9 protein-coding genes are annotated in these 13,205 nt (G+C 43.4%); all 9 read right to left on the bottom strand.

The window, feature by feature from the left end:
* Positions 1 to 15: 15 nt before the first annotated feature.
* The 9 genes from prfB to NST44_RS07735 all read right to left on the bottom strand — a co-directional run bounded on the left by prfB (position 16) and on the right by NST44_RS07735 (position 13,164).
* A protein-coding gene (gene prfB / locus NST44_RS07775; protein WP_100085298.1) for a peptide chain release factor 2 occupies positions 16 to 1,129 on the bottom strand; the annotation gives its coding sequence in 2 pieces (ribosomal slippage) (positions 16 to 1,056 and positions 1,058 to 1,129; 1,113 coding nt in all).
* Between the two features lie 555 nt (positions 1,130 to 1,684).
* A complete protein-coding gene (gene secA, locus NST44_RS07770; protein WP_210093988.1) occupies positions 1,685 to 4,198 on the bottom strand; it encodes a preprotein translocase subunit SecA in 2,514 nt (837 codons plus the stop codon).
* A gap of 695 nt (positions 4,199 to 4,893) precedes the next feature.
* Complete coding sequence (gene hpf, locus NST44_RS07765) at positions 4,894 to 5,457, bottom strand: ribosome hibernation-promoting factor, HPF/YfiA family (protein WP_007132289.1); 564 nt, start codon at positions 5,455 to 5,457, stop codon at positions 4,894 to 4,896.
* A 388-nt stretch (positions 5,458 to 5,845) separates the two neighbouring features.
* On the bottom strand, positions 5,846 to 6,043 hold the full coding sequence (locus NST44_RS07760) for a cold-shock protein (RefSeq protein WP_007132290.1): 198 nt from the start codon (positions 6,041 to 6,043) through the stop codon (positions 5,846 to 5,848).
* Between the two features lie 236 nt (positions 6,044 to 6,279).
* Positions 6,280 to 7,698 (bottom strand): glycosyltransferase family 4 protein, encoded by a 1,419-nt coding sequence (locus NST44_RS07755; protein ID WP_007132291.1) that lies wholly within the window; start codon positions 7,696 to 7,698, stop codon positions 6,280 to 6,282.
* Between the two features lie 15 nt (positions 7,699 to 7,713).
* The gene (locus NST44_RS07750) at positions 7,714 to 8,370 is read right to left on the bottom strand and encodes a class I SAM-dependent methyltransferase (RefSeq protein WP_007132292.1); all 657 of its coding nucleotides are present in this window, start codon (positions 8,368 to 8,370) and stop codon (positions 7,714 to 7,716) included.
* A 19-nt stretch (positions 8,371 to 8,389) separates the two neighbouring features.
* On the bottom strand, positions 8,390 to 10,129 hold the full coding sequence (locus NST44_RS07745) for a glycosyltransferase family 4 protein (protein ID WP_007132293.1): 1,740 nt from the start codon (positions 10,127 to 10,129) through the stop codon (positions 8,390 to 8,392).
* Positions 10,130 to 10,132: 3 nt separating this feature from the next.
* Entirely contained in the window at positions 10,133 to 12,016 is a 1,884-nt protein-coding gene (locus tag NST44_RS07740) for a glycosyltransferase (protein ID WP_167324134.1), read from the bottom strand.
* 44 nt (positions 12,017 to 12,060) lie between these two features.
* On the bottom strand, positions 12,061 to 13,164 hold the full coding sequence (locus NST44_RS07735) for a tetratricopeptide repeat-containing glycosyltransferase family 2 protein (protein WP_007132295.1): 1,104 nt from the start codon (positions 13,162 to 13,164) through the stop codon (positions 12,061 to 12,063).
* Positions 13,165 to 13,205: the final 41 nt, after the last annotated feature.

Genomic DNA, 13,205 nt, shown 5'->3' with positions numbered 1-13,205 from the left:
ATCTCTCCTCGCGGCCTATTCGACTTCCTGTTTGATTTGACTGCGCAAATATCCGTCGATAAAAGCATCCAGGTCTCCGTCCATCACGGCGCCCACATTCCCGGTCTCCACCTGGGTGCGATGGTCCTTCACCATGCTGTATGGATGGAACACATACGAGCGGATCTGGCTGCCCCATGCGATTTCGGACTGCTCACCGCGGATTTCAGCCAGCTCCTTTTGCTGCTCCTCGATTTTGCGCTCATAGAGCTTGGAGCGGAGCATCGTCATCGCGCGCTCGCGGTTTTTGATCTGAGAGCGTTCGTTCTGGCATGTTACGACGACGCCAGTCGGAATATGCGTAATCCGTACGGCCGAGTCGGTCGTGTTGATATGCTGACCGCCCGCGCCGCTTGCGCGGTACGTATCGATCTTCAGATCCTCGGTCCGGATTTCCACCTCTACGTCATCGGTAATTTCCGGTACGACATCGCAGGATACGAACGACGTATGCCGGCGTCCCGAGGAATCGAATGGCGAGATGCGGACGAGTCGGTGAACGCCTTTTTCCGCCTTTAGATAGCCGTAAGCATTAAAGCCTTTAATCAATAGCGTTACGCTCTTGATGCCCGCCTCATCCCCCGGCTGGTAGTCCAGCGTCTCCACCTTGAAACCGCGTTTCTCGGCCCACCGGGTGTACATCCGGTGCAGCATCTGGCCCCAGTCCTGCGACTCGGTACCGCCCGCGCCGGGATGCAGCTCGAGGATGGCATTCATTTTGTCATAAGGCTGATTCAGCAGCAGCTGGAGCTCAAACGCCTCCACGCGTCCGACCAGTTCCTTAATGGTATCCCCGATCTCGCCGGCCAAGGAATCGTCTCCCTCTTCATCCGCCAGCTCGATCATCACGACAGCATCGTCATAGTCCTGCTGCAGCTTCTGATATGAATCTACCGCGGATTTGACCGCATTCATCTCCGAGATAATGCCCTGAGCTTTCTCATTGTCGTCCCAAAAATCCGGAGCCGCCATCTTCTCCTCAAAATTCTCAATTAACTCCTGCTTGAGATCTAAGTCAAAGAGACCCCCTAAGATTGGTTAGTTTCTTGCTGATTTCACGCAGGTCCTGCTTTACGCTTGGATCGATCATAAGTCCTCGTCCTTTCTGTCTTTGCATCTTATCTTCTTCCAGTATACCCTCTCCGTCCGGGAAATCGTTCCATTCGGAGGATAAATTTAGCTGTTAACTTGCTCAACTACGCGACTAGGCTAAAGCTTTTTAGCTCAAATCGTTCAGCAGCCGTGTCGTTACGGGAGCATGTGCCGTCTCGTATGGGAGCATGTGCCGTGCTCTCAACCGGGATGTCGATACGTTCAGATAAACTCCCTTAATCGCTGCCGGGGCTTTGGAGTCATGGCCTTAGCCACCACCCCGACTGCCCAAGCAGCTCTTAAGGGAGTTCAATGATTGCCGGTCCATCGACAAGTCCGGCATGATATGCAGTTACCATTCTTTAAGATTGACTATACCGGGATGTGGGACAAGTACGTAAAATGTTCCTACGATCACTGTTGCTCTCGGATTTCTTGATCAAATGAATTCATAGGTTGAAATCCGATCACAAAGGCGACCGCTGCCGCTTCTTCGAAATCATTTTACTCCCTTGTCCTGCTACCCGCTCTTTAATTCGTCCTATATCGAATGTTACGCGTTCTGCCCATGGCAGTGCTTGAATTTCTTGCCGCTGCCGCATGGGCAAGGATCGTTGCGGCCGATCTGTTCACCGACCTGAACCGGACGCTTCTCGGCAGGCTCGCTGCTGCTGTTCGTGGATACCTTGTTCTCGTCCACTACCGCTTGGCGCTCCTGGTTCGTGGCGATTTGAGCTTTCATGATATACGTGGCGACTTCCTCTTGGATCGTCGCAATCATGGCGTTAAACATTTCAAAGCCTTCGAACTGGTATTCACGAAGCGGATCGGTACCGCCGTACGCACGGAGGTGGATACCCTGACGCAATTGATCCATCGCGTCGATATGATCCATCCACTTGCTGTCTACCGCGCGGAGCACGATAACCTTCTCGAACTCGCGTACCATTTCCGGACCGATCGCCTGCTCGCGCTCGTCGTACTTCTGCATGACACGCTCGAAGAGATAATCGGTAATCTCTTGGGCTTCCTTGCCCCAGAGATCTTCGCGCGTAACCGCACCTTCGTCCAGCAGCTTGCTGTTGATGTAATCGGCAACGTCCTGCAGATCCCAGTTCTCCGGAATATCATCGCTGCAATGAGCCTCTACAACCCGCTCAATGACCGGCTTGATCATATCAACAACGATCTGTTTGATATCCTCGGACTCCAGAATCTCCCGGCGCTGCTTGTAAATGATTTCGCGCTGTTGGTTCATTACGTCGTCATACTGGAGGACGACCTTACGCATATCGAAGTTATTGCCTTCTACCCGCTTCTGGGCGGATTCGACCGCACGGGTGATCATCTTGCTCTCGATCGGCTGGTCCTCTTCAAAGCCAAGGCGTTCCATCATGTTCAGCACGTTGTCCGTACCGAAACGCTTCATCAGCTCATCGCCCAGGGACAGATAGAACTGCGTAGAACCCGGGTCGCCCTGACGGCCGGCACGACCGCGCAGCTGGTTATCGATCCGGCGCGATTCATGGCGCTCGGTACCGATAATATGCAGACCGCCGATCTCTCGCACGCCATCACCCAGCAAGATATCCGTACCGCGTCCCGCCATATTGGTGGCGATGGTAACGGAACCCGGCTGGCCTGCGCGCGAGATGATCTCCGCTTCCTCAGCATGGTATTTCGCGTTCAGAACTTTATGCTGAACCCCTTTGCGCTTCAGCATTTCAGACAGTCGCTCAGAGTTCTCGATCGAAACGGTACCGACGAGCACCGGCTGATTTTTCTTATGGCGCTCAACGATCTCGTTCACGACCGCTCTGAACTTGCCTTCCTCACTCTTGTAGACCACGTCCGGCATATCAATCCGCTGGTTCGGCCGGTTCGTCGGAATTTGAAGCACTTCAAGACCGTAGATCTTCTTGAACTCCTCTTCCTCTGTCTTCGCCGTACCGGTCATGCCCGCCAGCTTGCGGTACATCCGGAAATAGTTCTGGAAGGTGATGGTCGCGAGCGTCATGCTCTCGTTCTGTACCTCGATGCCTTCCTTTGCTTCGATCGCCTGGTGCAGACCGTCGCTATAACGGCGTCCGGCCATCAGGCGGCCCGTAAACTCGTCGACGATAACCACTTCATCGTCCGTCACGACGTAGTCAACGTCACGGCGCATGATGACATTGGCCTTCAGTGCCTGCACAATATGGTGGTTCAACGTGACATGGTTGTGGTCATACAGGTTGTCGATACCGAAGATACGCTCTGCGGTAGCCACACCTTTTTCCGTAAGGGATACGGATTTGACCTTGATGTCCACCGTGTAGTCCTCTTCCGGAACGAGACGCTTCACGAACCGGTCAGCTGCATAGTACAGCTCGGTGGATTTCTGCGCCTGACCCGAAATAATCAGCGGCGTACGCGCTTCGTCGATCAGGATGGAGTCCACTTCGTCAATGATACAGAAGTACAGCGGACGCTGAACCATCTGTTCCTTGTACAGCACCATGTTGTCCCGCAAGTAGTCGAAACCGAACTCATTGTTCGTTCCGTAAGTAATGTCGCAGGCGTAAGCATGCTGTTTCTCCGGATGCTCCATGCCGCTCAGGTTGAGCCCGACGGTCATGCCCAGGAAATTATATATCTGCCCCATCTCTTCGCTGTCACGCTGCGCCAAGTAATCGTTGACGGTAACCACGTGAACTCCTTTGCCAAGCAGGGCATTCAAGTATACCGGCAGGGTACCTACAAGCGTCTTACCTTCACCGGTCTTCATTTCTGCAATTTTACCTTCGTGGAGGGCCATCCCGCCGACCAGCTGCACGTCGTAATGACGCTTGCCGAGCACCCGTTTGGAAGCCTCGCGGACTGTCGCAAACGCTTCAGGAAGCAACTCCTCAGGCGTCTCACCTTTCTCGATCCGCGCACGGAACTCTTCGGTTTTCGCTTTAAGCTGCTCGTCTGAGAGCGCCTCAAATTCCGGTTCCATTTTGTTGATTACATCGACCGTCTTCATGAGACGTTTGACATCACGTTCATTGGTGTCGCCGAAAATCTTTTTGACAAGTCCTAGCATGGTTAACCCCTTTCGTGCAAAACAAGTGATAGAATCAACTTCATTAAATGCCAAAGGGTTAAATGATGAAATCGATTCATTGATTCCTTATGATGGTCCCATTCCTGGCAGGGTTCACAGCCTGTCCCAGAGAATGAGGGTTTGCCTAAATTGTAACAGTTTGTAAGGGATGCCGCAACAAGTTGCTGCTTCTGCTGCCCGCATTCGTCTGGCGCGAATCCCTGCTTTATAAGACGAAGCAGCACGCATAAAAGTTGCGTGGAGCATTTACCCAGTACCTTATGACCCGATGACAGATGGCATCGACCCGATCCTGCTTGATTCGAAGGGCGTTAGCATTGACCCTGCGAACCAGGACATCTGTATATTTGAAAATTCGAAGTGACAGGCAAGAACCAACAGCTAAATCCAAGCATACTTAAGGCCAAGCACCATGCGCCCATTTAGTAACTAAACCACAAATATATTCGTTAAACGCAGCCAGATTTCGAAACAAAGCCATCCAATATTATCGACAAAAAGAGGGCTCCTATTTAGCCCTGAACGGCCTCCAACCAAATAAAGAGCCCCACCCGCGGGTGAAGGCTCATCTTGCATGTTCATTTCAGCTTAAAGGTTTCATTCGTTTTCAGTATGATTCGTTCCGGTCGCTGCAAGGTAAACATCCGCTGGCCCCAGGGACCCGCGTCCTTGCCTTACTCGCGCTCGATCAATCCGTACTTGCCGTCATTGCGCTTGTAGACGACATTTACTTCCTGTGTGTCAATGTTGGAAAATACGAAGAAATTATGACCAACCATGTTCATCTGCAGAATCGCTTCCTCAACGTCCATCGGCTTCATCGTGAAGCGCTTCGTGCGGACCACTTCATAATGATCCTCATACTCGTCCTGCTCGACTTCCGTCTGAGTCGCCGTAGCTGCGCCGTTCCCGGCAACGAGCGTCTTCAAGCCGCCCTCTTGCCTAATCTTTCGGTTCAGCTTGGTCTTGTGCTTGCGAATCTGGCGTTCCAACTTGTCCACAACAGCGTCAATGGAAGCGTACATATCATCGCTTCGGTCTTCCGCACGCAGAACCACGCCTGTGAGCGGAATGGTCACTTCCACTGTGTGCAATCCTCGAACGACACTCAATGTAACGTATCCTTCAGAGGTGGGGGGTGCTTCAAAATACTTATCAAGCCTGCTGAGTTTCTTGTCAACATAGTCCTTCAAAGCATCGGTCACTTCAATTTGTTGACCTCGAATACTGAATTGCATAGGGCACTCCTCCTTTGCACCTTTAGTATACCATTTTGTTAACGCTGTGTAAAAAGACAAATATGTGAATTTTGGAACAATCATTCGAGCAACAATGGTGCCCCCCATTGCTGGGATAAGAAAAGACCGTTTCAATGACCTTTAGGGAACTAGATCCCCATCCTCTCATCGAATTTAAACACGGGTAAAGGACATTAAGCTGGCCACCGCCATGTAACGCACATCACCCAACGTAAGTCCCCCAGGGATAGCCGCTTCTGAAGCCATCAAAGAACCAAACAGCTACCCGCAAACAGAAAAAGACCCCGGATTTACCGGAGTCTCCTCGCTAGCGAATTCAATTCTTAACCATCTATACCGTTTATGTAGGTCGGCTATGCCGGGATGATTATAATTTGATTACGTTAGCTGCTTGCGGGCCACGTGCACCTTCAACGATTTCGAATTCAACGGATTGTCCTTCTTCCAGCGTCTTAAAGCCTTCAGATTGAATCGCGGAGAAGTGTACGAAAACGTCGCCGCCTTCTTCAGTCTCAATGAAGCCATAACCTTTCTCTGCGTTGAACCATTTAACTTTACCTTGCATGCCCTAACATTCCCTTCATTGTCAAATAAAGTGTGACACTAATTGTCCACATTTCCGACTATAGCACCCGGCCTTACTAGTGTCAATCGCCCTGAAGACGGTTTTCTGCTGAAGAAAACGTCTAATCTTGTCGACATGGCTTAAACACTGAGCTCGGGGGTACTGCGGAAAATTGCTTTATCGATAATTACCCAGCAGGGGAGGGGGTGAAACAGGCATTAGCATAAAATAGTTTCTTATCTCTTTTCTATATATTCTTGTAGAATTGACTTCACTCTTAAACCAGCCTCATATATATCTGAGTAATTCTCAGCCAGCAAATCAATAATTATTCCATATGAATTTAGTAATGATTGACGGTAACTTACACCAAATCTTACTTTTGCAAAGTCTGTAATTTCCTTTATTTCCTCAACCTCATCAAGAATAGTCAAAAAAATCATCTGAAGTACTTTTGCACTAAAACCATAGAGAATAAATGGTGTGACGTGTGTGGGAGCATACTGAGTAATTGTGGACTCGTACAACTCGACAATTTCCGGTACTATTTTGCTTGCCTCAAAATTTGCAGCTCTCTCAGCGGCAAGTTTTTTATAGTGGAGATTCCTATCCCTAGACCCTAGCATTTCTATAATACCCTTTTCTAGAGCAACGCTGTCTTGCATCGGAACAAGCTTCCCCCAACTACTAACAACCTCACTAAGGCCACCGACATCACTAGCAATAACAGGGACTCCCATTAACATGGCTTCAATCGCTGTGTACGATGACGTTTCTGTTTTCACGCCAATTTGAATAGAAGGAATAGCACATAAGTCCGATGCATTATATAAAGAGGACATTAATTGGTTATCTACCGGTTCAATAATTTTAACTCTATTGTTTAGCTGACGATTGGCCACGCTTTCTTTCAATCCCGTTTGACCATTATCGATAAGTAACAATGAATATTCGTTGGGCAATGCCGCTACTGCATCCAACAAATAGTCAATGCCCTTGATATATTCATAACGGCTTGGACAGAAAATAAGGAATTGGTCATGATCAATACCTAATTGTGATCTTACATCGGATATTTTCACATCAGAAAATGAGTGGTGCAAGAAATTCGGAATATTAACCACATTAGCGTCTTTGTTTATCATTTTCAAGTATTTCAACAGTCCTTCTCCGACACTTACGACTGTCCCAACTTCCTTCAGTGCAAACCATTCACTTTTTCTCCAATACTTATATTCCAGCGAATTATTCTCAATGTGACCATTGATTACCTCTTCCTCCGGAATATGTCCATGAATTGTTAATAGAATGGGTATGCCCCACTTTTCAGCAATGACTTTAATTCGATTATATGCGATAACGTCCTGGCAATGAATAATGTCAGGTTTTGATTCACCCAACTTTAATCTTAAATTCATTTCTAAACGAACAGCCCATGTTTCAATCACATCGACCGACAAATTATTGGGGTATTTATTAAAAAGTTGCCGATTGGTATTGATTACTATATTAGATATATGCTCTGTAATTTCACCTCCGGGAGTTATCCATTCAACACTATGACCCATTTCGATTAATTGTTTGGTTAATGCACTTATGTGAGTTGTTATTCCGCCTTTTCCGTGTGCATCCAAAGCCGCTATCCAAATATTCATTATTTATCTCCTCACCTAGAAAATATCAATGTGTTTACATTTCTCAAAATAGTTTCTTTCTTCTTGTGAGGCTAATTCCGACACAACCGGTTCGGAAAAAGTCCGGTTTAGTTGAACCTTGGAAAATAACATCCCACCCATATAATTAAACCTACTTAATATCTCATGGTCTTCTATGACATCAAATCCTCTATTCGCAAATTGTTCATACCACCATGATTTAGGATACAAAGTTACATGCGTTTCATCCAAGTCCCAAGGATCATAAAAATGTGGCATTTTAAGAAACACAGTATTCCCTAATCGAGATAACTCATCTATAGCTTCAAAAACTTCTGGTTCTGGTATATGCTCCAAAATGTCAAAAGCTATAACAAGGTCGAATTTTCCTTCGAATGGGATTTTTGTTGCACTTGAGCAAACAACATGGCCTATTGCGTATTCATCAGCATTTTCAATGGCATAACTACTTATATCGACTCCCTTCGCATCAACGCCAAGCAATCTTAACGATCGGACTAGATATCCTTTTGCACACCCAACATCTAATAAGGTTTTTGGATTTAAATATTTTTTTATATCGTAAGACCATTGGATAAACCGAGTATCATATTGGTAAGACGTATAATTACTATTTCCGCTGTAGTACTTTTCATCAAAATGATTCATCATTGTTAAATCCACCTTCAGATTAATAGTTTTCTACCTTTTTGTATAAATCAAAAAACCATTCATGTTGGTCTAATCCTTCTCCTATAAAACGTATTAGTTTTTTTAAGTTTGATACATTCTCGTTACCATTCAGTAGATTTATTTGCAAGTTAAGATAATGGAGATCCACAGCGTAAGGGTACAATTTATGGCTATCCACAAGAATCTGCGAGGCTTCTTTATCTCTTTCCAACTCTATCAAACATAGAACTATCCACTTTGTACAAATTAGTTTCCATGATTCTTCAACATCTGGATATGTTTTTACAAAATATTGCAAGGCTTTTTCATACTCTTGTTCTGTAACTAGCCCAATTCCTTCACCTAAATATATCGAGTCTAAAGAGACTTTATCATTTGATAAAAGAGAGTACACTTTAATAAAACTATCATTATTTCTTGCCACTCTTCTCGCGGCTACCTCCCACCTTGCTATTGGATGGCCCTCAAGCCAATTGTAAATAACAGGTACGTAAATAGTATCGTCGGAGACAATATTCAATGCGCTTCTGAATTTTTGTAAGTCTTCATCAGTAAAGAATCTCTGTTCATCAATCATAATTTCCCAATCTGTTGTACACGACTTTCTTACATTGTAAGTTGAAACTAGCTGTAGATAATTCATAAGATCCAGGGTTACTTTATCCCAGTTATATTTTTTTGCGGTCTTCATGCCATTAAAAGAAAGTCTTCTTCTAAGAGAAGGACTTTCTATCACCAGTATTATTTTTGTTATAAGTTCTTCAAGATCACCGATTTGAGTTAAGATGAGATTTTTTTCATGCTCTCCATATTCTAAGACACCACTATTACGTGTTGAAATTACCGGGCAGCCCGTTGCCATGGCCTCTAAGACAGGAAGCGAAAATGATTCATACTCTGAAGCTGAAACATATACAAGAGCATCCCGAAATAACGCTGCTATTACTTCTTGAGATGGGTTTACAAAGACTTCATCTGCTAGGTTACCCCACTCTAAACTTGGCATTTTGGGATTAATCCAGAACAGTTTAAGATCCGGATAAACTGCCTTAACTTTTTCAAAAGCTTTAACTATATTATGGATACCCTTAAAGCTAAGATCCTCGTTCCCCATCATAAGAATATACTTTTCTTTAGAAGCAACACCCTCCATGTCTTCCCTAGGTTTAAAAATACTATGATTTATAGCATTTGGGATAACTACGGATTCTCTGCCGAAATTTTGTTTTATTAACGAAGACGCTTGGTTTGATACTGTCATAATGAATTTAGGTAATTTCATTTGAGTTTCTACAAAAGTCCTCAATTCATCAGATAAACGCTCAGGATGAAATAGATGTTCATCTCCTTGTTCGAAATAAACAACAGGAGCAATACCAGTCTCTATACAAGCCTGTATATGATCCCAATATGTTGCAATAATAACATCACACATCGGAATACCTTGAGCTAGGTCAATACCAAAAGGTACTTGCTTATAATCTGCCGTAATCGGATACCAATCAGGTTTGGGAAAATGAGAAATGATACAAACATCCCATCCTTGCTTGTTTAATCGGTTTGCATGCTCTAGAATAATTTTAACTCCACCGCAGACACTTACATGTGTCATAACAAACGAGATTTTTGGGTTTTTCCGGACTTCACCATTTCCAGAACGCTCAAGGATTTGTGGTTTAGCCAATGGAAGCCTAGAAACTCTGGCTAAAAGTTCTTTATTTCTTAGTGTAGCTATCATCTCTTATCTCCTTACCATCTCACTCTTACCTAATTGCATCTCTATCGTCTGTTTAGCCCATTTCGAATCAGGAAACTTATTTACCATCAATTGAAGAACATTGATTTCTTCCTCTTTGTTATAAGCACTATATATCTTCCATTGTTCAAATAATACGGGAAAGTCTGTTCTTAATTTCTCTGCCTTTTTTAAATAATACAAAGCATCATCCCAAGCCCCAAGTTTACTTAACGACTTTGAAGCTGTTATGAAAATCTCTCGATTAAGCCTCTGGCTGTTGCTCTCCACAAGTACTTCTAGTACTAAATCGTCAAACCCGAATGATTGTAATTGCTCAGCAATTAGCAGTCTCAATTGAGGATCATTAGTAGCGTTTATTAAAAGATCTAGCAGGTCATATTTATTCAAGAATATAGCATCTTTAACCAGTTGGTTCCAAATCGATAGAATGGCTTTCCCAGAAGGAACCTCGTTAACGGTTTTATTCCCTACTAAGTCTCTTAACCACTTAATTTCTTTTAAGGATAACGGTAGCTCATCTTTGAACACATTTATTAATTCTTTATTGTCAGTTGTTAAAGCTAAAAATACGACATTGTTCACCAAAAACGGATCAGTGTTTCTTTGCTCTCTGTTATTTAATAATTCTGTAACAGCTTTATCATATTTCCCTTCAACTAAGTAAACAAACACAGAGACCGGGAATAATAGTTCCAAGTTAAAAAAAGTTATGAATTCTTTTAGAAGAGGCTTTCTCTGACTGTACAGATAACTTATTAGCTCAACATATCGTTCTTTTGAAAAAGGCCAAATACTACTTATTGTTTGAAATAGATCCCTTCGGTCTACAATAGGGAAAATTGAAAGGAATATATCAAACAAGGCCAACGTATTGGGAGAAGCCTTGACCGCTAGTAAAATATAATTTTGTGCATCCTTTGGATTACCAAGCATTACACTGATTTCTGCCAGTTTAGCCTGCGCCAAATAGGAGCCTGTTCCATCATAGTGTTGGACCAGCTTACTAGCGTTCTCCTCCCCTATCTCTAAGCATTTTTGTAAACACAACTCTGCGTCCTTTAGTAATCCCCATTCGGTATAAGTAAGACCCATTTGATACCAAAAATCTGGAACATTCTCATAAAGATTAACTGCATCTTTACCTACCCTAATCGCATCAGCGTATTGTCCCAGAGCGTGTAAACATTTCATAATATCCAGAACTACCTTAGGTGAAAACGCATAATGGCTTCCCAACGAATAGGACTTCTTAAGTGAGTTTAGTGCTTCTGAATATCTCTTATCTATGAGATACTGCATTCCTAAGTTGTAATAATTAAATGCCGTTGGTTTTTCCCTAATTTCTTTTAACAGTATATTTAAGTTTCGTTGTGTTTTTTGCTTGTTGTTAACAATATGTTTTTTATATCCCTCGTGTAAAATAACTGTAGAGAGAAAGCCTGTCTGCTCATTGCCGGTTGGAAGAACTTGTTCATGCAGGGCTCCTTGGTAACGTATTTCAGGGGTATTTCGGAATAATCTAATAAATTGATGTGTTAGATATAATCCTGAACCGAGATCATTCTTTATCCGGATATAGTAAAGGTCTTTATCTAACTTTCGCTGAAGCTCACCTTCAGGATCCTCTAATACTTCATCTGCATCAAGGTGAAGAATATAGTCTGAAGTCGCAAAATTCAGTGCATAATTTCTAGCTGCTGAAAAATCATCTACCCAATTAAAATCGTAGACGTGATTAGTAAATCTCCTGGCTATTTCCTTTGTTCTATCCGTTGATCCAGTGTCGACAATAATAATTTCCCTTACAATTCCCGAGACACTTTGAAGGCAACGTTCAAGGCAACCCTCTTCATCTTTTACAATCATACACAATGACACCGAACTCATATTCATGACTCCAAAATCCTCTCTTAGTGCAATATCTTCTGCAGTCTTTCGAAAGCAGGTTGGTAACTGTCCTTGTAACTTAATCGATAGTGGAATTCAGCTTTATCTAATTGCCTAGTTAACTCATAATAAAGCCCCAAATTGAAATGGGCCTTAAATGAGCCCACACCCTTAACAGTTTCATATTTAAAAGTTGGAGCTTCCCCAATATTAATACATTTTTCGAAAACATCAGGTATTAATTCAAATGAATTGATGTTTTTTGATTCAATTAAGCCAACTCCATACATAAAGTATAAATCGGTAAAATCGGGGAATAATTCAATCCCTAAGTTAAAAATATTTTTAAGCTCATCAAATTTCTGCAGTTTAATATTGCAATATCCCAATGTAAGCAACGCCGAACTTAAGAAATTTCTTCTCATACTCCTTAATTCAGCTTCTATAGATCTATATAAAAAATGTTCCGCTTGAACATAGTCTTTCATAACATAATAAGTTCTACCGATCTGAAACAAATTGTAGCTAGTATCAGAATCTGTACTGAGTTCGCTTAGTAGAAGTTGTAGGTTACGCTCATACTTATTTTTTTTTGATATTACCTGTGCACTATACCCAGAATGGCTCAAAATAATCCCGGTATCTATTACTCGATCGATCAAATTTCCTGAATACGTCAATTGCTCATGAATTTTACCAGTGTATCTATACCGTCTATCTCTTGGAAATAGTCTTGTGACTGAAGATGAGGAAATATCCCCGGAGACAGTCTCACTAACAATTGTGACTGAACCAGCAGATCCCTTATGTTCCTGGATATATTTGTATCGTTCTTGGATGGCACTGAGACTTCCATTTACTATGATCTCATCAGCGTCCATTACAAATATGAATGGCTGACTTGCTAGATCGAGGGAAAAATTTCTTGCATCTGAGAAACTGCCATTCCATTCTCTATTTGCCACTATAGCGCCTAATTTACGAGCAATCTCGGGTGTTTGATCCGTGGATCCTGTATCAACAACAATAATTTCGTTAACAAATGGTTTTGCTGTATTTATCGCTTTTTCTAGTAGTTCTGATTCATTCTTTACAATCATGCATAATGATAAGCCAATAGTATCCATAACTCCTCCAGTAAAGAAGGAGCAGGCAAAACGCCTACTCC

The organism is Paenibacillus sp. FSL W8-0919 (assembly GCF_038003785.1).
Taxonomy (GTDB): Bacteria; Bacillota; Bacilli; order Paenibacillales; family Paenibacillaceae; genus Paenibacillus_AQ; species Paenibacillus_AQ lactis.
Note: the sequence above shows the minus strand (reverse complement) of the source record. Positions and strands in the feature narration are given on the sequence as shown.

Bases quoted from the DNA above. Each gene is read 5' to 3' on its own strand.
- NST44_RS07740 (WP_167324134.1), bottom strand. From the start codon at position 12,016: ATGATTGTAAAAGATGAAGAGGGTTGCCTTGAACGTTGCCTTCAAAGT.
- secA (WP_210093988.1), bottom strand. From the start codon at position 4,198: ATGCTAGGACTTGTCAAAAAGATTTTCGGCGACACCAATGAACGTGAT.
- NST44_RS07735 (WP_007132295.1), bottom strand. From the start codon at position 13,164: ATGGATACTATTGGCTTATCATTATGCATGATTGTAAAGAATGAATCA.
- hpf (WP_007132289.1), bottom strand. From the start codon at position 5,457: ATGCAATTCAGTATTCGAGGTCAACAAATTGAAGTGACCGATGCTTTG.
- NST44_RS07755 (WP_007132291.1), bottom strand. From the start codon at position 7,698: ATGAATATTTGGATAGCGGCTTTGGATGCACACGGAAAAGGCGGAATA.
- NST44_RS07745 (WP_007132293.1), bottom strand. From the start codon at position 10,129: ATGATAGCTACACTAAGAAATAAAGAACTTTTAGCCAGAGTTTCTAGG.
- NST44_RS07760 (WP_007132290.1), bottom strand. From the start codon at position 6,043: ATGCAAGGTAAAGTTAAATGGTTCAACGCAGAGAAAGGTTATGGCTTC.
- NST44_RS07750 (WP_007132292.1), bottom strand. From the start codon at position 8,370: ATGATGAATCATTTTGATGAAAAGTACTACAGCGGAAATAGTAATTAT.